Origin of the sequence: Virgibacillus doumboii, from assembly GCF_902806455.1 — a bacterium.
Taxonomy (GTDB): domain Bacteria; phylum Bacillota; class Bacilli; order Bacillales; family Amphibacillaceae; genus Lentibacillus; species Lentibacillus doumboii.
Window position 1 is genome coordinate 2418346 of the sequence record NZ_CADCWQ010000001.1, and the last position, 20687, is coordinate 2439032.

Consider the following 20687-nt stretch of genomic DNA (forward strand, 5'->3'; position numbering starts at 1 on the left):
TGAGGTGTTATTAATCGGACGCAAAGGAACCATGATCGACAAGGAAATCAACAGCAGTTATTTAAATGAAACAATGACTTTGAAAATCTATCAGCCGGAGTCATTCTCACCTCTTTATAAATACCATATCTGCATCATGCAGGATGGTGATGATTACTATCAGCTGGGCCGGGTGGCTACATTGAGTGACAGGCTGCACGGTAATGAAGAAATCAATAACACTGTATTTGTCGGCATTCATTATCAGGACAAATACGACCGTCGAACAAAATATCACCCAAGCGGTGAACAGCAACAGGCATATATTAAGTTTCTTGTCCATGAGGTTATGCCCTTCCTTGATGATTTGCTGCCAACCTACCATATGGGACAGTCACGGGCATTGATGGGCGATTCGCTTGCTGGAACACTGGCACTTATGACAGCTCTTAAATATCCAAACACATTTGGCAAAGTGATCATGCAGTCCCCGTACGTTGACGAAACGGTAAAACAGTCCGTGCAGGAAGCAAAAGATATGTACGCCATCGATATTTATCATACGATTGGCAGTGCTGAAACGGAAGTGGATACGACAGATGGGAAAAAGTCAGATTTTCTCACACCAAATCGTGAATTGAATGATCTGCTGGCGAAAAAAGGTATGAGTTATACGTATTATGAACTGGAAAATGGCGAACATACCTGGAAATACTGGCAGAAAGATTTAAAACACGCTCTTATAACGATGTTTGGTTAATTTTTTTAATTTCTGAAAATCAACTCCCAATAAACTACTTATTTTTGTTATAATAGAAGTTAGACCAAAATACAGCAATGAAATTATCGGATCAAATTTACAAGGAGGTTAAAAAATGAAATATGGTATTGTTATTTTTCCATCAAAGCCAGTTCAGGATGAGATTAATTCATACAGAAAGCGGTATGACCAGCACTATGCATTGATTCCACCACATCTGACATTAAAGGAAGCATTTGAAGCTGATGATGAAACAATAGAAGTTCTAATAAAAGAATTAAAGCATATTGCAAACGAAACAGATCCATTTAACCTGGAAATCAACAAGGTCAGCACATTTGCACCTGTAACCAACACAATCTATTTAAAGGTTGAGCCGGTACAGGAATTGATTGATCTGCATGAAAAAATGCATAAGGGAAATTTTCCAAAAAATATGGAGTACAACTTTGTACCGCATATTACTATTGCCCAAAAGCTTTCACACGATGAATATTCCGATATATACGGCAGTATGAGCATGAAAGACATCCAGCTTGAAGATAAAGCAGACCGCTTCCAGCTGGTATATCAATTGGATAATGGAACATGGACAGTTTACGAATCATTCGTATTCGGAAAGGAATACGTGTGAAGGTAAAGGTCGTCGAAACTAGCGAAGAACGGCAGCAGGCATTTAATGTGCGAACGAATGTATTTGTTAATGAACAAAACGTGCCGCCGGATATTGAATTGGATGCGTTCGATGAAGAAGCCATCCATTTAATCGGTTTTGAAAATGATACACCAATTGCTGCCAGCCGTGTCCGCTTTGTTGATGCGTACGGTAAGCTGGAACGGATTTGTGTGCTGAGAGACCGGCGCGGCAACTTCTATGGAAAGCAACTGATTCAGGAAATGGAAGACATCATCGTAAATGAAGGCTATACAAAGGCAAAATTAAATGCACAGACACATGCACTCGATTTCTACAGGAATCTCGGCTACAAAATTGTTTCGGAGGAGTTTATGGATGCTGGAATCCCGCATGTAACAATGGTAAAAGAACTAACTTGAAACGACAGCCCAACAACAAAGGACTGTCGTTTCTTTATGTATCTTAAATCCATTTGAGGACATCCTAAGAATGGTTGACTGGGGGGACTCCAAATGGAAAATTTACCATCAATTACAATTGAGGCTATATTCGGTTTTTTAGCTTTATTTATATTGACAAAAATACTTGGAAAAACACAAATTACCCAATTAACTGCATTTGATTTTATTTCAGCATTGGTTCTTGGAGAACTGGTGGGTAATGCATTATTTGATGATGAAGTTGGTATAATCGAAATCGGGTATGCTGTTTTATTATGGGGAATTATTTTATATATTACCGAAATTATTACCCAAAAATTTAAAGAAAGCCGCTCGATTCTTGAGGGACAGCCAGCCATTATCATTCACAAAGGAAATTTAATCCGGGAAGAAATGAAGAAAAATAAACTCGATATAAACCAGCTTCAGCATATGCTTCGTTCAAAAAATGCCTTTTCCATCCAAGAGGTGGAATATGCCGTATTGGAAACAGATGGTACGATCTCTGTCTTAAAAAAGGCGGACTACCAGAATCCAACAAACTCCGATATGAATATCGTAGCTTCACCTGCCAGATTGCCGGTAACCCTTATCAATGATGGTGAAATACTGTGGGATAACCTAAGGGAGGAAAATCTGACGGAAGAATGGCTTCAACAGCAATTGCGGGCACAGAATATCGGCTCTGTAAAAAAAGTCTTTTATGCAGAATGGACGGAGAACCAGCCCGGCTTATTCGTGCTGCCATTTACGAAACGGTAAAGTAAAAACTTTCAGGGAAAGTCTACATTCGAATTCACATATAAAAAACCTGGTCTGACATCATGCGGTTTCCTTTTATTTGGCGGACATTTTTTCCGTTATTTCCGTAAAATAGGGCTAAATTACAGGTTTCACGGACATATTTTCCGCTATACAGGAAAAATTCATGTATAATGGCTTCTTTTTTGATGATGAACGGAAAATATGTCCGCGAACGCCTTAAAAATACTGTTTAAATAACAATTAATGGAACAAATGTCCATTCAAAACAGCCTATGCGACGATTTGGTTAAACTCCTATGCCGAGCACCCTAAATTGTATCACTGAAATGTCGCCCTTTCCCTGTTAAATCTGCATAAAGTTTTTCGTCAGTCGGCACTTTTGGTGCTGTCAGTTTTTTTATGGAATTACTTGATGCTTCCAGTCTGGCATGCTCATCTGCTATATCCCGGTGTTTCGGTTCCAAAATTGTCTTGTACGGCTTCTCAATGTAAAAAGGATCTTGTTTGTATTCGGTAACCCGTTTCTGATAGTCTTTATACTGGTAATGCGGCAGTGGCAGTATATAACCCATCGCAAACATCCTCCTTCATTTATACAACCTGCGAAACTTCTACTATAAACTTCGGAAACCGATTTCATTTTATGACCGCTTACTAAACTATACCCTTTTTCACCAGCGATTATTCCATTCTTTTTTCCAATTCATGAATCATCTTCTCTACATTGGAAATACCACTCAGAAATTCTTTATTCCATACATCCATTTCCCTTTCAAAATGATGCATTTTTTTCTCCGGATACTGCAGCCATTTTTCATTTTTAGCCAGATGTTTTTCGATAATCCGCAAGTTTTTCAGTAATCTGGGCTCTGGTTTATTAGCCAACTGAATCTTCCTTCCCTAAAAAGCCATAGTCACCATTATTCTATGTGTTATTTTATTATTCGTATGGACAAAAACCTCGAAAACTTAAAGATTTCCCCAGTAAATATCCCGATAATGAAGACGGATGCCCACACCTTATCCCTACTGACACATATCCTATTAAAGACAACAAGTCAATAACTTTAAGGAAGGAGTAATAATTCATGGGTTGTGGAAAAAACTTCGATACAGGTAGCTGTGTTTGTGATATTTTAAGAGAAATCGTCGATGCACAGAATGATGTTGTGGAAAATTGCTGTGAAACCAGCTGTGAACGCTCCATCAGTGATTTGCTTGGCGAAACAGACAATGGTAATGGATTGGACACAGTACCGGTAATCCTATACTGCAAAGATGGGTGTAAACCATTTAAAGGCTTTGGTGCGGATCCGGATGATGTCGGGGATATGACATCAAGCTTTTTCTTCCGTGTCAAAAAAGTTGATGATGACTGCTGTGCGGTAATTGAATTACTGAGAGACCCAGATGACGATGATGACAATCCAAAAGATCCAGTAGACCAGGACACGAACCCATTGCGTACTACAGGTATCTGCATGACTGTCAATTTGGATTGCTTCTGTCATGTAACTTGCCTGCCAGCAACTGATGCTTTTAACGGCTAATCTTTGAAAATGAAAAGGTGCTCCGGCATTTGCTGGAGCACCCTTACTTTTATATCCGCTTTGCAGATCACGCTCACTTAGAAACCAATCATACGAATTTCACTAATCGAATCGAACGGAATTTTTGTTTGGGATGTTCTTCTTCCGACACGCATAAATACGGTTTCTTCCTGAAAATCAACAATGACGCCACGATAATTTCGTTCTTCCGTTTTTACCTCACACTTCATAATAGGAACATGTTTAGGCCTATTCATAAAATAATTGACCCGTTCACGCAATGTCATATCTTTAAATTTCTTACGATCCTGTTCCGAACTCTCAGCCTCTTCCTCTTCATCAGTCGATTCAATTTCTTCTACATTATCTTTATTTTCATTATTTTTAACTGAACTACTTCGTTTCAATGGGCGTTTCTGCGTCTTTTTCGGTTGTTCCTGCACTTGCTGCTCACCGGATTTTTTTGGTGTTACGTAATTGTGCTGCATCGGTGCTTCCGGAGTTCGTATGTTTGGCTGATGAATATAGAGTAATGGGCTTTTCGCGTACTTCTTTTTTCCCATCGGATATTCTCTCCTTTGTATTGCATTAGTCAAACTAGTATATGAACCCAGTTTTAAATATGTGTATCATGAGGATTGGATTAAAAAATTCATGAATGCAGTTGCCAGCCCAAAATAAATTAGAATCGAAATAATATCATTTATTGTTGTAATAAACGGACCGGATGCAACAGCCGGGTCAATGCCGAGTTTATCCATTAAAATTGGCACGAAAGATCCCGCAATCGTTGCAACAATCAGCGTTGCCATAATGGAGAGCCCTACAAGCAATCCAAGGAAAAATTCGCCCCTCCACAGGAAAATAATAATCGTTATTAATATTCCACAAACGGTTCCGGTAATCAGCCCTGTACCGGCTTCGCGCAAAATCAGTTTCATTTTCCCCTGTTTGCCATAATCACCGGTTGCAATACCACGGACGGCAACTGCAAGCGACTGTGTACCTGTATTCCCGGCCATCCCCGCAATCAGCGGAATAAATAACGCAAGCGCCGCCACCTGATTAAGAGTTTTTTCAAACTGTCCAATCAAACTTGCTGTCAGCATTCCTAAAAATAATAAAATAACCAGCCATGGCAGGCGCTTTTTTGCCGAAATGAATGCACTATCTTTTGGCCGGTCCATATCCGATACCCCGGCAAGTTTGGAGTAGTCATCGCTCGCTTCTTCTTCCATAACATCCAATATATCATCGACGGTAATTATTCCCAGCAGATGGTTTTGAAAATCAACAACCGGCAGTGCCAGGAAGTCGTAATCGCGAATCATTTGGGCAACCTCTTCCTGATCTTTTGCGACGGATACGGAAACAATTTTTTCACTCATTACATCGGCAATCCGAACATCGTCTTCCGAAATAATTAAATCACGCAATGATGTAACACCAACAAGCCGTTTGTCAGCATCAAGTACATATAAATAATAAATTGTTTCCGCTTCCGGTGCCTCAGCCTTCAATAGCTGCATCGTCTCTTTAACTGTATCTGTCTTATAAATCGCCACAAACTCGGTAGTCATGATACTACCGGCCGTTTTCTCTTCATAGTGGAGAAGTTCTTTAATCTCATCTGCAGCCTTCTCATCCATTATGGTGAGGAAACTGACGACGACATCCTTCTCCAGCTCATTTAAAATATCCACTGCATCGTCTGTTGCCATTTCGGAAATAACCATCGCCGCAAAGCGCGGATCCATCTCAGTAAAAAACGATTCGATGTCTTCCAGTTCAATGTTTTCCATAAAATCTGCTGTTTCTTCCGGGGACAGGTATGTATAAATCCTTAAACGGGATTCCGCTTCCTGCTCCAAAAAGAACATTGCCTGATCATATGGGTGCATATCAAGGAACTCTTTCCGGAACGCTTCCAATTCCTCATTTTTAATATGGGCCTGCAGTTCATCCCACTGGATATGCTGCGTAACTGTATCTTCCATATGATCACATCCTTAAAACTTTTTTGTTTTGGCTCTTATCTTATAGATGGTTGTTGGTACATAATCCATAAAATGCGAAATAATTCTGATAAGGTTTAAATCATTTAGTAAGGCTCTTTGGCGCCGCAGCTGGAATATACTCGCTTTCACACCTCCGGGTACCAAGGCGACATCTGCTCAAAAAGTTCGTTTTCGCAGTGTCTTCTTAGCCGCGGGCAGCTGGTGAGCCTCCGAATCGCTGGCGCGCATCGAAGTCTCACCTAGGCTTTTCTTCCCGCAGGATATCTCGCATATTCCAGCTGCTGGTTATGGTTTAAAATTTAATCTTTTTTAATCATTATAACTCAACTTTCGCAGCGTAAAAATGAACACATACGCCTTGAAGGAATTAGGGAGGTCAAAGATATACTACTAAGGTTCACTTTGAATTAACGGTAAAATATTTTAGTGAGGTTTCCGTTTTTTCCTTTCGTTTCCCTAATGAAGGACATTTCATTGATGTTTTTATCTCCATTTGTCCTTCATGACTCCGATGAACCACTTTTCATCAATGTTTTCACTTTCTTTTGTCCTTCATAACCCCGATGAACCACTTTTCATCATTGCTTTCGCTTCCTTTCGCTTCCTTTTGTCCTTCATAACCCCGATGAACCACTTTTCATCATTGCTTTCGCTTCCTTTTGTCCTTCATAACCCCGATGAACCACTTTTCATCATTGCTTTCGCTTCCTTTTGTCCTTCATAACCCCGATGAACCACTTTTCATCATTGCTTTCGCTTTCTTTTGTCCTTCATAACCCCGATGAACCACTTTTCATCATTGCTTTCGCTTCCCTTTGTCCTTCATAACCCCGATGAACCACTTTTCATCATTGCTTTCGCACTTTTTTGTTCTTTACACCAGCCATATAATAGCTCAGGGGGGATATTTTCACTCAAACTGTTCCGCTGATTATATCTTTTGTGTACAAAGGGCTTTTATGTTTACTGAGGTTGTCAAGGCAACAACTCAAAAACGTTTCGAGATTAACTAATTTAACTGTTTGAGCCTATACTATTGGTGTGAAAATTGAATTATAATAAAACATATTGCTATTTAACTAAGACTACAACGAACGGAACCCAGCGGAGGAAATACGCTGAGACTCCTGGGGAAGGAAAGGCCTAGGTGAGACCACGGAGTGTGTTAGCACGTAGTGGGCTCAGCAGCCGCCCACGGAAAGCGAAGTGTATTTCCGGAGCGGTGTTATTGCACTCGACTTTTTTTCAGCAGTTCGCATTTTTCGTCAACTGCGACGTAAATAACAACAATCTTTGCAGAAAACTGCCTTCATTTATGGTACCAAGATATAAATATTAATGCTATATGGTTATATACCCTTCATGTTCCTTTGATATTCCAATATCATTTTATATTTTTTAACCAGAGTACTTAATTTATTTCCGTTTTTCGTGTAAACTTGCCTAATAGAGACAAACAAAGAATAAACAGAAAGTAAGGTTTAGCGAATGCGACAACGAACCCCATTAAATCTTGATTATACATTAATATTTATTTTAATACTCTTAGGAATTACAAGCGTTTTTACTTTATATATACTCGAACCAAGTTTACCCCCAAAATATGATGGTTCGAACTTCTTTATCAAACAGGCACTTTGGTATATAGCCGGCGGAATGGTGATCTTCGCCGTTATGCTTATCGATTATGACCGTTTTCACCAGATTACATGGATATTATATGGAATCGGCTTAACTTCATTACTTATGCTTTTTGCAGGATTTCCACCCGGAATTGTCCATGAAGCCAATGGTGCTGTCAGCTGGTTCAAATTTCCGGTACTGGGAACCATTCAACCCGGGGAATTTATGAAAGTAATCCTGATTATGACACTTGCCCATGTCATTGTCCGGCATAACAATAAATATTTCAACAAAACGATCAAAAGTGATTTGGGTCTGCTTGCAAAGATATTGCTGCTTTCCCTTCCCCCTATGGGATTGCTTGCCGTTCAGCCCGATTTGGGTGGATTTTTGGTGCTTGCAGCGATTACAGGAAGTATGATTCTTATCTCAGGTGTCAAATGGCGGATTCTTTTCTCCATTCTTTTTATTATAGTCGATATTGTTCTGTTGGCAATTGTTGCATGGTACTTATTTCCCGGGCCGATTGCAGACTTCCTGGAAGAGTCCATTTTTGAACACGTCTCCAGCAGATTTACCGGCTGGCTTAATCCACAACAAAACTATGATGAAGGGTATCAGCTGATTCTGGCAATGATGGCGATTGGATCCGGTCAACTGTTCGGTAAAGGTATCAGCAATATGGAAGTTTATGTGCCTGAACGGCATACGGATATGATTTTCACTGCTGTTGCTGAACAATTTGGCTTTATCGGTTCAAGTATTGTTGTAACATTATTTTTCCTATTGATTTATCGGCTGATTCATATTGCCTTGCTCAGTAATGATAAATATGGCAGCTACCTGATAACAGGTATTATCGGGATGTTTGCCTATCAGATATTCCAAAACATCGGTATGTCAATCCAGCTGCTGCCGATTACCGGACTGCCGCTTCCGTTCCTGAGTTATGGAGGAAGCTCAACAATCACCTATATGCTGGCAATTGGCATTGTTCTTAATGTACATTCGAGGACAAAAGAATATATGTTTAGTGAGGCAAGGTGGAAAGATTAATGCAAATAGACGTTATTGGCGATGTACATGGATGTCTTGAGGAACTCCATGAGCTGTTTCATGCACTAGGCTACAACCAAAAGGATGGTATTTTTGTGCACCCTGACGGCAGAATCCCCGTATTTTTAGGGGATATTACCGATCGGGGGCCTTTTTCCATTGGGTCGATTAAAATCGTATACGATATGGTTGTTGTTCATAAACAAGCCCGGTACGTCCCCGGGAACCATTGCAATAAGCTGTACCGTTATTTTCTCGGAAATAATGTTCAAGAGCGGCATGGACTGGAAACGACCACGGCGGAATACACCGCTTTGCCAAAGTCTGAGCAGACTAAAATAAGGAATGAATTTATCGAACTCTATGAGACAGCGCCGCTTTATTTGGAAATGCCGGAAGTTGAGGCTGTTGTGGCCCATGCAGGGATTAAAGAATCATTTATTGGCAGAACGGATAAACGAGTAAAAACCTTTGTCCTGTACGGGGATATAACGGGCAGGTTTCATAATGACGGCCGTCCGATCAGACGTGATTGGGCACTGGATTACCAGGGGAACCGCTGGATTGTGTATGGGCACACGCCTGTAAAAGAACCGCGGATTGTGAATAAAACGATTAATATTGATACTGGATGTGTATTCGGAAATAAGCTGACTGCCTTTCGCTTACCGGAGGAAAAAATCGTTTCGGTTCCATCCAGGCAGCCATTGATCGAGGAAAAATTCCGGTATTTTGACTAAATCAGTTGTGTCATATCATCAGCGGCCGGAATGGAAAAGTCCATATTCTTTTTCGTTGTTGGATGCTGAAAAGCAATATGGTAACAATGCAATGCCTGCCGGTGGATTAATGCAGTCGAACCGCCGTATAAATCATCACCGGCCAATGAATGACCTAGATATGAGAAATGTACACGTATCTGATGTGTCCTTCCTGTTTCCAACTGAACATCCACCAGCGAATGTGCTGAACCTTCCTGTCTTACGCTGTAATGTGTAACAGCTGATTTTCCAGTTTCGGTTACGGTTCGTTCAATAATGGAACCTTCTTTGCGGCCAATTGGAGCATTGATGGTTCCTTTTTTATCTGCCAAATGTCCTTCCACAACGCAAACGTACTTCCTGTTTATTTTACCGGCCTTCTGTGATCGCGATAAAATTGAATGACTGTAACGGTGTTTTGCAATTAATAATAAACCGGAAGTATCCTTATCAAGCCTTGTTACCACATGGAATGTGTAGGGAATGTCATATTTTTCATAATACGCAAGCACTCCATTCGCGATGGTTCCGGATGGATGCAGATTCGACGGGATCGTTGCCGTTCCTGGTGGTTTGTCCAGGATTAAAACATCTTTATCCTCATAAATAATTGAAAGCGGCATTCCCTCGGGAACCATGAATGGACCTTTTTTCTCCTCAGGGAAAACAACTAAAAGTTCATCACCTCCGCACAAAAGATAACGGACTGTTTTTGGTAAATCATTTACACAAATCCGTCCTCCATCATGGATGACGGATTTGATTAAACTTCTGGAAAATGCCTGTACCTGCTGCAAGTATTCGTGTATGGTCAGTCCTTCATGTTGATGGTCAATAATCCACTTCACAGCGCTTCACCCGCATTACTTATTCTTATCATCGTCATCATCTGCCACGAATGAGTCACGGACCCGATCCCAGAATGGAAATGGTCTGAACCGTGCGAAACGAACACGTTCTTTTGCTACCCGGCACTGGATTGACTTCACATTCGTGTAGCTTTGCGTGAAGTGATCAATCGTAATTAAAAAGCTTCGGTCGACAATCGGCTTAAGCAGACACGTGTGGTGTTTTGGCAAAATCAGCGGGGAACCGATTGTACGGAAAACCCGATTGTTGATTGATGCCATTTCAGTAAGCTGGATTGCCTCGAGGGACGGATGGATAATCCCGCCACCTAATGCTTTATTATACGCGGTACTGCCTGATGGCGTTGAAATACAGAGACCATCTCCGCGAAACGTTTCAAAATGTGCTCCCTTAATATCGACATCAAACACAACCGAACCTTCTGGTGTTTTGATGGTAGCTTCATTTAATGCAAGAAAACGGTCTTCTCTGCCACCGGAATGTCCGCGGATAATTACTTCCAGAAGGGGATACTCAACAACCTGAAAAGGCGTTTTTGCTATCTCGATTATCAGTTTTTCTACTTCATCAGGAACCCAATCCGCATAGAAACCCAAGTGACCCGTATGAACACCAATGAATGAAGTTGACTCAAGGCAATGTACATAATTATGAAATGCCTCTAAAAATGTGCCATCTCCTCCAACGGATATAACCAGGTCAGGATTTTTTTCATCATAATCTAAATCAAAATCAGTTAAGTATTGCTTCATAGTAGCCTGAATTTTATTTGATCGATCATCGCCTTTTGATACTATTGCAAATTTCACAACCAGTTCGCTCCTTACTTTCGATGGAATATTCGTTGTGCTTCCTGTACTTCATTTTTAATAATTGACATTTCCTCGTCCAGCTTGAATGCCGCCTCCGCTGCCCGCTGCAGCCTGGATTTAATTTCTGAGGGAATTCTGCCTTTGTATTTGTAGTTCAGTGAATGTTCGTTTGTTGCCCAAAAATTCATGGCAAGTGTCCGTATTTGAATCTCCGCAACTACCTGCCTTACTCCCTGAATTGTTTCAACAGGGTACTCAATAATAATATGGTACGACCGGTAACCACTCTCTTTCTTTCTTGATACATAATCCTTTTCTTCAATTATAGTAAAGTCCTTACGTGATCGAATCATTTTTACTATTGTATAAATATCATCAACAAACTGACAAACCACCCTGACACCCGCAATATCCTGAAGTTCGTGCTCAATCTTGTCCAATGGTATTCGTCTGCTTTCCGCTTTTTCCAAAATACTCGGAACAGGCTTGACACGTCCGGTAATAAATTCAATCGGTGAATGTCTGGATTCATATTCAAACTGCTTTCGTATACCTTTTAACTTCACTTTCAATTCTTCAACCACTTGTGTATATGGGGCAAGTATTGCATCCCAATTCATTGTATACACCACCTGAATATCATCTAATTCCTATCCTATCATAACACATAAAAATGGATAATCTTTGCATATATGAACATCATTCGCCATAATTAACATACGTTTCTATAATAATCCTGAACCTGCGGAGGTTACAACTAAATTGGCACAGGAAATTGAAATTGAATACAAAAACCTGTTGACAGAATCTGAGTTTAATCGTGTCCTTGATAGTCTTCCATTTCCGGAAGAAACCCAAACACAAACAAACCATTATTTTGAAACTGCTGATTTTTCCCTTAAAGAAAACGGCTGTGCATTACGGATCCGGGAAAAGAATGGCATATTCACATTAACCTTAAAAGAACCGCATGATACCGGGTTGCTTGAAACACATGACACCCTGTCAGAACAGGAAGCCCATGATTGGATAACCGGACGATTCGTACCAAAGAAACATACCTCAAAACAGCTTGCTGCTAAAGATATTTCCCTGGATGATTTGACTTATCTGGGAAGTCTGGTAACAGATCGCCGTGAATTAAAGTATGATAATGTACTGCTGGTGCTTGATTACAGTACGTATAACGGGACATCGGACTTTGAATTGGAAATGGAAGCTGCGTCTGAAGAAATCGGACGTGAAGCAATGCGTAAGGTCCTGGAAAAATTTAGTATTGAAAAGCGTCAAACTCCAAATAAGATACAGCGTTTTTTTGAATCAAAAAACGGTTCAGTCGATAGCTAACCTGCCAGAGAAGTCAGATTAGTTGCCCAAATAATAGTACGTTGCTACAATATATACAAACATATTAGGAGAGAATAACAATATGTCCCGAGCTGGAACAATATACGAAGCAATTGGCGGCTTCGATACAATAGACAGACTGGTGAGCGCATTTTATAAACGAGTTGGTAATCATCCAAAACTTACACCAATTTTTCCGGATGATCTTACATGGACTGCACAGAAACAGCGGTGGTTTTTAACCCAGTTTTTCGGAGGTCCGCAACTTTATAACGAAAATCGTGGCCATCCAATGATGCGCAGACGTCATCTTCCCTTTGAGATTACACCTGAACGAAAAGACGCATGGCTCGAATGTATGGACGCTGCACTAAATGAAGCTAAAATTGAAGAACCTTATCGCACGGCTATATTTGAAAAATTGACCATGACTGCACATCATATGATGAACACACCGCAATGATAGAAAGGAGAATCGATGTGAGTTGGAAGCAGGCTGGGCTTGAGAGCTCAAATGACACAAACACATCGGCAAAATATAGCTATTTCGATTTTGTACAAAAACCGGTTGAAATATATGTTTTCGTAGATCCGCTATGTCCGGAATGCTGGTCATTAGAACCATATTTGAAGAAACTATCCATTGAATATGGACGTTTTTTTACTATAAGACCAATTATCAGCGGACATTTAAATAAGCTGAATAAAGACAAATTTGATAAACCGAAACGTTTAAAAGATATATGGGAAAAAACAGCAAGCCGTACCGGTATGAGTTGTGATGGAGATTTGTGGATTGAGAACCCGGTATCTTCCCCATGGATTGCATCACTTGCAATAAAAGCAGCCGAACTGCAGGGCAAAAAAGCCGGCCGGTTATTTTTACGTAAGGTACAGGAAAACCTGTTTCTCAAAAAGCACGATATCTCGGATGAGGATGTTTTAATACAATGTGCAGAAGATTCCAGGCTTGATGTCGAGGAATTTGAAAATGATTTATATTCATCATCAGCCAAAAAAGCTTTCCAGGCAGACTTAAAACTTACGAAGGAAATGGAAGTCGATTATATCCCAACAATGGTGTTCTTCAATCAGAAAGCTGAAGAGCAGGGTATTAAAATCTCAGGTCTATATCCATATGATATTTATGTCCAGGTTCTGAAACAGATTCTGCAAAAAAACCCGGTACCTTCGAGTAAACCTCCATTGGAATCCTTTCTGCAATACTATGGTGTTGTCGGCAACAAGGAAATTTCAGTGGTATATGACTGGACAAAAGCCAAAACCGAAAAGGAAATGAAAAAGTTACAATTAAGGCAATCTGTTGAAAAAATCCCCGTAAAATATGGGACTTTCTGGAAATACAATGATGAATAATACTCAAAGCATGGAGTCTGTGCTTTGGGTATTTTTTATTGTGGATTTCTAGACGCTGAGCATCAGCGACATTAATACAAAAGAAAAAAGGATGTACGGGGCAGCGTACATCCTTTAGGGATCTCCGTCTTTGTATATTACAAAGGGGGATGGGAGAAAGTTTCATGATCAAACAAAGGGGTTTTGTTTGTTTGTGACTCATCTCACATTCTTAATATATCAAGAGTTGTTATCTTGTACAATTAGTTTGTTCATCTTTTCACAAAAATGTCACACTTCTATTTCACTGTTTTGTCACATATAGTTGTAATGAAAATATGTTGTCCTTCATCTGTTAGTAATGTGCAAAATTATATTGATTGGAGTGGATATAATGCAGGAAATCCTTCCGTTTATTTTTTTAATGGTAACGATAATAGCTGTCTTTTTAAATATTCTTGGACTGATGCAGCTGATTCCTATTTTTATAACACTGCCAATGTTGTTTATTTCGATTTACTTAACGATTTATACATTTACCCATCGGAACGTTTATCGTGGCCGTATGCGGGGGTAGATCAATCAATCTCTGTAAGTTATCCTTCATCACTTAGATGAAGGATATTTTATTGGTTTTTGCTTTATTCGGGTATTCATTATTCCGATGAGTGACCTTGTTACGGATTTCCAGCTTCGTTCGGGCACTCATAACCCCGATAAGTGACCTCTCACTTAATTTCAACGTAGATTTTGTAGTTCGTTCCCCCTCCTTTACAAGCAGAAAAAATAGCAGAGGAAATTCCCCCTGCTATTTTCAACTCAACAACTCAATAACCCGCTCCAGCGCAGACAGCCTCTATTTAACCATCAATTCTTCCATCTCATTCAGTTTTTCTTCAAACACATCAAGTGCTGCCAGAATTGGCTCTTTCGATGTCATGTCAACACCGGCTTTTTTCAGAACCTCAATCGGATAATCACTGTTTCCCGCTTTCAGGAAGTCAAGATACCGATCAACTGCTCCTTCCTCTTCATTGAGGATTTGACTGGACAGTGCAGTGGCGGCGGAATACCCTGTTGCATATTGGAACACATAATAGTTCATATAGAAATGCGGAATCCGTGCCCATTCCAGACCGATTTCTTCATCTGAGACGACATCATCACCAAAGTATTTTTTATTCAAATCATAATAAATTTCCGTTAATTTTTCTGCAGTTAATGCTTCACCATTTTGCATGCGGACATGAATGTCATGCTCGAATTCCGCAAACATGGTCTGACGGAAAACTGTACCGCGGAACCCTTCCAGAAAGTGATTCAGCAAATAAATTTTCTGCTTCTCATCATCCACCTGGTTCATCATGTAATCATTCAGGAGTGCCTCATTGCACGTTGATGCAACTTCCGCCACGAAAATAGAGTAATTTCCATAGCGGAATGGCTGTGTTTTTCGTGTATAGTAACTGTGCATGGAATGGCCCAATTCGTGTGCCAGTGTAAATAGATCGTTCACTTTGTCCTGCCAGTTCAGCAAAATATATGGATTTGTTCCATATGCACCGGATGAATATGCCCCGCTGCGTTTTCCTTTATTTTCTTCAACATCAATCCAGCGACTGTTAAATCCTTCTTTCAGTGTACTGACATAGTCTTCACCAAGTGTTTTCAACGCTTCAGCCACATATTCCTGTGCTTCTTCATACGTAATCTTCATATCGACATCTTTTACCAGTGGTGTATACATGTCATACATATGCAATTCATCAAGCCCAAGCACTTTTTTGCGCAATTCAGCGTAACGATGCAGTAATGGCAGTTTTTCATTAACTGCTTCAACCAGATTATCGTACACCTGCTCCGGAATTTTATTGCCATCCAGGGCTGCCTGCCGTGCCGAATCATAGTTCCGTACTTTTGCATTAAAATTATCTGTTTTCACGGTACCGGTTAATGTTGATGAAAATGTATTGATGAAGTCATCATACTTCCCATACATTGCCTGGAATGCATTCTTACGCACACTGCGATCCTTGGATTCCAAAAATCCGATATAGCGTCCGTGCGTCAAATCAACCTCTTCCCCATCCTCATTTTTAATCGACGGGAACGTCAAATCAGCATTGTTCAGCATGCTGAATGTATTTGACGGTGTTGACATCGGCTCAGATGCCTCCGCAAGCAATGCCTCCTCTTTCTCACTCAGAACATGTGGGCGTTGACGGTTTATCTCATCCAGCGTATGCTTATACAGCTGTAATTCTTCTTTTTCATCGATAAACCCGCTTAATTTTTCCTCATCCATTCCAAGGATTTCGGGAACGATATAGCTCATCGAACTGGACGCTATTGTCAGAACATTTTCCGCCTTCGAGTTCATAGCCTGATAGTTCGAATTTGTCGTATCCTGGTCATACCGCATATGAGCGTATGTAAACAGTTTGCCAAGCCGTTCCGAAAGTTCATCCTGAAGCTTTAGAACATCATACAGATTTTGTGCTGAATCGGCTATTTTTCCCTGGAATTTTTCAATCGATGGAATGTCATTTTTTAGTGATGCAAGCTCTTCTTCCCATTTTTCGTCTGTTGCAAAAATATCCTCCAGTTTCCAAGTTAATTCCTCAGGTATTTCACTTCTTTTTGGTAACTCCTTCGTTGCTTTTGCCACGTAATTGTCCTCCCTTTTTCCGTTATACTGACTCTTTCTAGTTTTATCCAAAAAAATCCTGCCTTATTGTTTAGTATAACGAATTATTTATGAATCATGCCCGTATTTTGTTTGTACGAAGCAAATTCATCTGCTTATCATCCCCCGGCAGCGCCGCTTCAATACTTTTATAAAATAACACTTGATTGACTTTGATAAACTGATTTGGGGCAAATTGACGAATTACAGTTAACCGTTCAAGCAGTTGGAGGTACTGAAGAATAGGGTTTGTTACAGGTTTGATCAAGAGGAAATGATTTGAATAACGTAAGTGGGTTCTTAGTAAATGCTCACACGATTTAAGTGAAAACCGACCACCTACTGGAAGGGGTGCAATAATTTTAAGACAAATTCTGCTCTGCCAGTCCCACGGTGGGGATTTCATCTTAAATTGTGTGGAGACAGGAAGATGAATGATTGAAGGCAAATGTTCCTTATGGGTCCCCTCCAAATACAGCCATTGGTACCATGCCAGATCTCTGCCATATACATGTGCAGCTGGTTTCAGGCGGAAAACGCGCTTCTCTCTTTTCCATACATGATAGAGTTCATTTTTTGAAAAAAATTGCGCTTGAAATAAATCCGTGAAAATCATTTGTGGTAATTTTTTTACGTGAAGTTTGCCGATCGCCTTTTGCTTTGTCGAAATGTAAAAGTCTTGAAATGAAATAAACTGGAGTGTTTCAGGACAAAAGTAAAATAATGTGAGAGGAATTGCCGAAGAAAATTGATGAATGAAATAAAGATGGAATTGATCGATATTCAAACAATCTCTGCCCCGTCGTTCCATACGATTTGCGCCAAGTATCCAGATGGGGACGATCCCTGCCTTGTGATAGCCTTCATTCCGTTTGCGAATTTGTTCTGGCGGAACGCGTGCGCACTGATACTCGATGGCTACTGCTTTGTGTTTGAGTCTCACTAGTATGTCCGGCCTTTGTTTGATTTCGGGTAAATATGCTTCCAGTTGAACATCGAGATTCTGGTGCTTGAGCCACTGAAATAGCAGCATTTTTCCTTTCTCATGGTAAGATCCCTCGCCACCTTCCTGTGAAGGACAGTTGCTTTTGGAACGGTGGGCAAAATGCGGAATCATTTGTGACCCTGCTTTAGCAATTACTTCTTCATTACACGTTGGACAGAGAAACGTTTCCTGCCGCTTTAGTTTCGTGATTTCAACTCGGGTCAACGATGCAAGTGTAACAAGATTTCCATATTTAGTTTTAGCCTGCAGCATAAAAAAATCACCTCCATCTTTTATAATTCGACAAAGGTGAAGAAATTCCTTTAAAGAACAAAAAAAGACACTCTTTATTCAGAGCGTCGGATTGCTGCAGGAAAGTGGGAGCGAACCTGTTCAAACGTGTTATTTTCAAATACTTGTTTCCCATATTCCTCCAGAAAATGAATGGTTACTTCCGTATCATCCGCAAATTCAAATATCTGACTGATGACGTCTTCATGTTGATCATCATCTGCTTCATCTTCCTCTTGCGGAAATTCAATATATAAATAGTACTTATTATCATAATGGAAAAGACTATTTTCCATTTCGACGGTATTATCTTCCAGGTAGTGACTCAATTGGATGACATCCTCAAAGTCATTAAACATTACAGTCAGAGACAAGTTACCATCATCATCCTCTTCCTTACCGGAGTTGGACGATTTATTTTTACTGCTGCCGAATTTATGATCCAGCACATCTTCAATTTTATCGTCAACGGATATATCAATCGTTTTGCCATTCTCAGTTGGCAGTTCAAGATTCTCACCGTTTTTGGATACTTGTGCTTTTGTTACAACAATCTCAAGCCCTTTATCCAAGGCCTGAACCTGAATCCATAATGGACCATCAACATTAAAGTCTTCCTTATAATGAACTTCATCCATCATCTGCCAGAATAACTGTTCACTTCGTTCGCGGTTATACCAGATTTCTTCCCGTTCAAATCCGCGATCTTCAATATCAATATAGGAAATATAAAATTTTACGGTGTTCTCATTTATACGTTCTATTTCCATCTTTTTTCTCTCCCTTCTTTAGAAAAACTTGACTATACGGTCAACCATAATGGTGGAAGAGATAACTTCACCTTAACTATCTATTCATTATTTCTTTTTCCCTGATTCACACGTAATTAACCATTCACTCTTTCTTTATTATCATTGTATGACATAGCATTCCAGTTTGAAAATTTATATGCCTATAAATCAATAATTAATTTCATATTTTAACCGATTTCGTCCAATTTGTCACTAGGTAATCATAAAAAACGCAGGACCTACATTATCAGGTTCTGCGTTTTTACTGTAATTATTATAAACATCGCAAGATAATTAGTTTACCATCCGTTGTGCTTCACGTAATTGGAAAGTTCTTACGGTTCTAGGAAGGAACCTGCGAATTTCATCTTCGTTGTACCCAACCTGTAAACGTTTCTCGTCAAGAATTATCGGCCGGCGCAACAACCCGGGATTTTTCTGGATTAAATTAAATAAATCTTTCATCGGCAGCTGATCAATATTTACATTCAGCTTTTGAAATACCTTTGAGCGTGTCGATATAATCTCATCTGTACCATCTTCAGTCATTCGTAATATTTCCTTGATTTCATCCAGCGTTAATGGCTCAGAAAATATATTACGTTCCGCGAACGGTATTTCATGATCTTCTAACCATGCTTTCGCTTTTCTGCAAGATGTACAACTTGGTGAGGTATAAAGTGTTACCATAAAACTTCACTCCTCAATCTAAAAGAATGTATGGTCATTTCATAAACATTGAAAAACTTATCAGATTAAAATAAGTTTAAATAACCTATATGTATAAGTATACTACATTTGTCAACCAAAAGGTAGAGGTTAGAGCAGAAAACTTAGTAAAAAAAACAATGTTCATAAAATGTTCTCATTTATTTGTAACATACCCTAAATATAATTAATTAAACCTTATATGGAGTTATTTTTAATTTTTTTTATGAAGCCTTTAGCGTGTCTGAAATACCCTGATGAAGGACATTTCACTGGCTTTCTTACTTTGATTTGTCCTTCATAGACCGAATGAAAGACATTTCATTGAAATTTTCATATCATATTGTCCTTCAACCCCAATGACCTTCCACCTGTTTACTTCCCGCATTACAGCATGATTGAAAAAAATTTGATGAAATTGCAGCCTCGTTCTCCCCGCCGAAACAACAGTAATCCCGTACCACTTTCCAAAAATGATACGGGATTTTTTACATAAATCAAGCTTGCACTTCCTTTTAGGTAAGCACCTGATTTACGCTTTTTCAGTCAGTCCTTCAAATATGTTGTCAGACTCCCGGCCTTCATCATAAGTTAATACTTCATCAACCGGCTGGTATGACTGACCATAAATTTCTTCGTCTTTATACGTATGAATATTTTCATACAACTTTTTCATCTTTTCATAAATTGCTTCTTCCGATTCATCATTTGGTGACCAATATAAAATTTCCATGGGATTTTCCTCATCAGTGGCCAATGAGCGGCGAGTATAGCCGATGGATTGTGCGTGGGTAAAGCCTTCCCGCTTATAAAATTGAAGTCGCTTTTCTGTATCTGAATCATCATAATCAACAGGTTCCACTTCGAGAATAATCGGTTTTTCCTGCTGCTTCAGTTTCTCAATTAATTTGTGGCCGATTCCCTGCCCTCTTGATTTTGATGAAACCCAAACATAATCAATAAAGAGGAATGTGTCAAATTCAGCATACATTAACACATGAAATGGACCTTCATCCTTGTAGTAAACATCTCCTTTTTCTTTTAAAAGGATGTCCATATGCTCCTTGGATTTCATTTCCTCTACTGGGAAATACTTATTTAACTTTTCATACCAGTTCATAAATCTACTCCTTCATATTTCGTAGTCTTTTCGATTATAACGAAAAAGTTACCACATGTTAAATCGCTTTTGGAACAATTCCGAACTATTTAAGAGAGAATTTGTCCAAAAATCACCAATTTGCTGATTCAT

Annotated in this window: 23 protein-coding genes; 11 read left to right on the forward strand and 12 right to left on the reverse strand. The window is 39.6% G+C overall.

From position 1 onward, the window contains the following. The first annotated feature begins 13 nt into the window (after positions 1 to 13). The 4 genes from G6R02_RS11805 (at position 14) to G6R02_RS11820 (ending at position 2578) form a co-directional block, all read left to right on the forward strand. Positions 14 to 739 (forward strand): alpha/beta hydrolase, encoded by a 726-nt coding sequence (locus G6R02_RS11805; protein ID WP_164670398.1) that lies wholly within the window; start codon positions 14 to 16, stop codon positions 737 to 739. A gap of 115 nt (positions 740 to 854) precedes the next feature. Next, entirely contained in the window at positions 855 to 1373 is a 519-nt protein-coding gene (locus G6R02_RS11810) for a YjcG family protein (protein WP_164669443.1), read from the forward strand. Further along, positions 1370 to 1795, forward strand: coding sequence for a GNAT family N-acetyltransferase (locus G6R02_RS11815; RefSeq protein WP_164670399.1), 426 nt, complete (start codon positions 1370 to 1372; stop codon positions 1793 to 1795). Before G6R02_RS11810 ends, G6R02_RS11815 begins: the two co-directional genes overlap by 4 nt. Before the next feature lie 93 nt (positions 1796 to 1888). Beyond that, positions 1889 to 2578: a DUF421 domain-containing protein gene (locus tag G6R02_RS11820; RefSeq protein WP_164669444.1), complete on the forward strand. Its 690-nt coding sequence runs from the start codon at positions 1889 to 1891 to the stop codon at positions 2576 to 2578. Between the two features lie 311 nt (positions 2579 to 2889). On the opposite strand, the gene G6R02_RS11825 is transcribed toward G6R02_RS11820, so the two are convergent. Continuing rightward, positions 2890 to 3153, reverse strand: coding sequence for a hypothetical protein (locus G6R02_RS11825; protein WP_164669445.1), 264 nt, complete (start codon positions 3151 to 3153; stop codon positions 2890 to 2892). Between the two features lie 109 nt (positions 3154 to 3262). Then, entirely contained in the window at positions 3263 to 3466 is a 204-nt protein-coding gene (locus G6R02_RS11830; protein ID WP_164669446.1) for a hypothetical protein, read from the reverse strand. Between the two features lie 203 nt (positions 3467 to 3669). On the opposite strand from G6R02_RS11830, the gene G6R02_RS11835 reads away from it, so the two are divergent. Next, the gene (locus G6R02_RS11835) at positions 3670 to 4131 is read left to right on the forward strand and encodes a CotY/CotZ family spore coat protein (protein WP_164669447.1); all 462 of its coding nucleotides are present in this window, start codon (positions 3670 to 3672) and stop codon (positions 4129 to 4131) included. 77 nt (positions 4132 to 4208) lie between these two features. On the opposite strand, the gene G6R02_RS11840 is transcribed toward G6R02_RS11835, so the two are convergent. Both G6R02_RS11840 and mgtE read right to left on the reverse strand, forming a co-directional pair. Further along, entirely contained in the window at positions 4209 to 4694 is a 486-nt protein-coding gene (locus tag G6R02_RS11840) for a CotO family spore coat protein (RefSeq protein WP_164669448.1), read from the reverse strand. 66 nt (positions 4695 to 4760) lie between these two features. Continuing rightward, positions 4761 to 6128 carry a magnesium transporter gene (gene mgtE, locus G6R02_RS11845; RefSeq protein ID WP_164669449.1) on the reverse strand — a complete coding sequence of 456 codons (1368 nt, stop codon included), beginning with the start codon at positions 6126 to 6128 and terminating at the stop codon, positions 4761 to 4763. 1509 nt (positions 6129 to 7637) lie between these two features. On the opposite strand from mgtE, the gene G6R02_RS11850 reads away from it, so the two are divergent. Together G6R02_RS11850 and prpE are read left to right on the forward strand one after the other, a co-directional pair. Beyond that, positions 7638 to 8828 (forward strand): FtsW/RodA/SpoVE family cell cycle protein, encoded by a 1191-nt coding sequence (locus G6R02_RS11850; protein WP_164669450.1) that lies wholly within the window; start codon positions 7638 to 7640, stop codon positions 8826 to 8828. Beyond that, positions 8828 to 9568, forward strand: coding sequence for a bis(5'-nucleosyl)-tetraphosphatase PrpE (gene prpE / locus G6R02_RS11855; RefSeq protein WP_164669451.1), 741 nt, complete (start codon positions 8828 to 8830; stop codon positions 9566 to 9568). Before G6R02_RS11850 ends, prpE begins: the two co-directional genes overlap by 1 nt. Here prpE and G6R02_RS11860 read toward each other — a convergent pair. Genes G6R02_RS11860 through yjbM form a run of 3 tightly spaced genes read right to left on the reverse strand, consistent with a single transcriptional unit; the run spans position 9565 to position 11891 of the window. Continuing rightward, the gene (locus G6R02_RS11860) at positions 9565 to 10437 is read right to left on the reverse strand and encodes an RluA family pseudouridine synthase (RefSeq protein WP_164669452.1); all 873 of its coding nucleotides are present in this window, start codon (positions 10435 to 10437) and stop codon (positions 9565 to 9567) included. The genes prpE and G6R02_RS11860 overlap by 4 nt on opposite strands. 15 nt (positions 10438 to 10452) lie before the next feature. After that, positions 10453 to 11268: an NAD kinase gene (locus G6R02_RS11865; protein WP_164669453.1), complete on the reverse strand. Its 816-nt coding sequence runs from the start codon at positions 11266 to 11268 to the stop codon at positions 10453 to 10455. A gap of 14 nt (positions 11269 to 11282) precedes the next feature. Further along, positions 11283 to 11891, reverse strand: a complete 609-nt coding sequence (gene yjbM, locus G6R02_RS11870; protein WP_164669454.1) for a GTP diphosphokinase — start codon at positions 11889 to 11891, stop codon at positions 11283 to 11285. A gap of 142 nt (positions 11892 to 12033) precedes the next feature. Here yjbM and G6R02_RS11875 point away from each other — a divergent pair, with 142 nt between their 5' ends. The 4 genes from G6R02_RS11875 to G6R02_RS11890 all read left to right on the forward strand — a co-directional run bounded on the left by G6R02_RS11875 (position 12034) and on the right by G6R02_RS11890 (position 14551). After that, positions 12034 to 12618, forward strand: a complete 585-nt coding sequence (locus G6R02_RS11875; protein WP_164669455.1) for a CYTH domain-containing protein — start codon at positions 12034 to 12036, stop codon at positions 12616 to 12618. Positions 12619 to 12700: 82 nt separating this feature from the next. Continuing rightward, on the forward strand, positions 12701 to 13081 hold the full coding sequence (locus G6R02_RS11880) for a globin domain-containing protein (protein WP_164669456.1): 381 nt from the start codon (positions 12701 to 12703) through the stop codon (positions 13079 to 13081). 17 nt (positions 13082 to 13098) lie between these two features. After that, positions 13099 to 13995: a ClpXP adapter SpxH family protein gene (locus G6R02_RS11885; RefSeq protein WP_246202553.1), complete on the forward strand. Its 897-nt coding sequence runs from the start codon at positions 13099 to 13101 to the stop codon at positions 13993 to 13995. Between the two features lie 373 nt (positions 13996 to 14368). Further along, positions 14369 to 14551, forward strand: coding sequence for a hypothetical protein (locus tag G6R02_RS11890; protein WP_164669458.1), 183 nt, complete (start codon positions 14369 to 14371; stop codon positions 14549 to 14551). Between the two features lie 279 nt (positions 14552 to 14830). Here G6R02_RS11890 and pepF read toward each other — a convergent pair whose 3' ends face one another. From pepF to G6R02_RS11915, 5 genes are all read right to left on the reverse strand, one after another. Continuing rightward, positions 14831 to 16642, reverse strand: coding sequence for an oligoendopeptidase F (gene pepF, locus G6R02_RS11895; protein ID WP_164669459.1), 1812 nt, complete (start codon positions 16640 to 16642; stop codon positions 14831 to 14833). A gap of 94 nt (positions 16643 to 16736) precedes the next feature. Then, on the reverse strand, positions 16737 to 17918 hold the full coding sequence (locus tag G6R02_RS11900) for a competence protein CoiA (protein ID WP_164669460.1): 1182 nt from the start codon (positions 17916 to 17918) through the stop codon (positions 16737 to 16739). Between the two features lie 74 nt (positions 17919 to 17992). Beyond that, positions 17993 to 18706, reverse strand: a complete 714-nt coding sequence (gene mecA / locus G6R02_RS11905) for an adaptor protein MecA (RefSeq protein WP_164669461.1) — start codon at positions 18704 to 18706, stop codon at positions 17993 to 17995. Positions 18707 to 19021: 315 nt separating this feature from the next. Beyond that, positions 19022 to 19417 (reverse strand): transcriptional regulator SpxA, encoded by a 396-nt coding sequence (gene spxA, locus G6R02_RS11910; protein WP_164669462.1) that lies wholly within the window; start codon positions 19415 to 19417, stop codon positions 19022 to 19024. 550 nt (positions 19418 to 19967) lie between these two features. Next, positions 19968 to 20555: a GNAT family N-acetyltransferase gene (locus G6R02_RS11915; protein WP_164669463.1), complete on the reverse strand. Its 588-nt coding sequence runs from the start codon at positions 20553 to 20555 to the stop codon at positions 19968 to 19970. Positions 20556 to 20687 lie beyond the last annotated feature (132 nt).

What these genes read in the sequence shown, in the direction of transcription:
- G6R02_RS11810 (WP_164669443.1), top strand. Translation starts at nt 855, where the DNA reads ATGAAATATGGTATTGTTATTTTTCCATCAAAGCCAGTTCAGGATGAG.
- G6R02_RS11820 (WP_164669444.1), top strand. Translation starts at nt 1,889, where the DNA reads ATGGAAAATTTACCATCAATTACAATTGAGGCTATATTCGGTTTTTTA.
- G6R02_RS11825 (WP_164669445.1), bottom strand. Translation starts at nt 3,153, where the DNA reads ATGGGTTATATACTGCCACTGCCGCATTACCAGTATAAAGACTATCAG.
- G6R02_RS11835 (WP_164669447.1), top strand. Translation starts at nt 3,670, where the DNA reads ATGGGTTGTGGAAAAAACTTCGATACAGGTAGCTGTGTTTGTGATATT.
- G6R02_RS11840 (WP_164669448.1), bottom strand. Translation starts at nt 4,694, where the DNA reads ATGGGAAAAAAGAAGTACGCGAAAAGCCCATTACTCTATATTCATCAG.
- mgtE (WP_164669449.1), bottom strand. Translation starts at nt 6,128, where the DNA reads ATGGAAGATACAGTTACGCAGCATATCCAGTGGGATGAACTGCAGGCC.
- G6R02_RS11850 (WP_164669450.1), top strand. Translation starts at nt 7,638, where the DNA reads ATGCGACAACGAACCCCATTAAATCTTGATTATACATTAATATTTATT.
- prpE (WP_164669451.1), top strand. Translation starts at nt 8,828, where the DNA reads ATGCAAATAGACGTTATTGGCGATGTACATGGATGTCTTGAGGAACTC.
- yjbM (WP_164669454.1), bottom strand. Translation starts at nt 11,891, where the DNA reads ATGAATTGGGATGCAATACTTGCCCCATATACACAAGTGGTTGAAGAA.
- G6R02_RS11880 (WP_164669456.1), top strand. Translation starts at nt 12,701, where the DNA reads ATGTCCCGAGCTGGAACAATATACGAAGCAATTGGCGGCTTCGATACA.
- G6R02_RS11890 (WP_164669458.1), top strand. Translation starts at nt 14,369, where the DNA reads ATGCAGGAAATCCTTCCGTTTATTTTTTTAATGGTAACGATAATAGCT.
- G6R02_RS11900 (WP_164669460.1), bottom strand. Translation starts at nt 17,918, where the DNA reads ATGCTGCAGGCTAAAACTAAATATGGAAATCTTGTTACACTTGCATCG.
- mecA (WP_164669461.1), bottom strand. Translation starts at nt 18,706, where the DNA reads ATGGAAATAGAACGTATAAATGAGAACACCGTAAAATTTTATATTTCC.
- spxA (WP_164669462.1), bottom strand. Translation starts at nt 19,417, where the DNA reads ATGGTAACACTTTATACCTCACCAAGTTGTACATCTTGCAGAAAAGCG.
- G6R02_RS11915 (WP_164669463.1), bottom strand. Translation starts at nt 20,555, where the DNA reads ATGAACTGGTATGAAAAGTTAAATAAGTATTTCCCAGTAGAGGAAATG.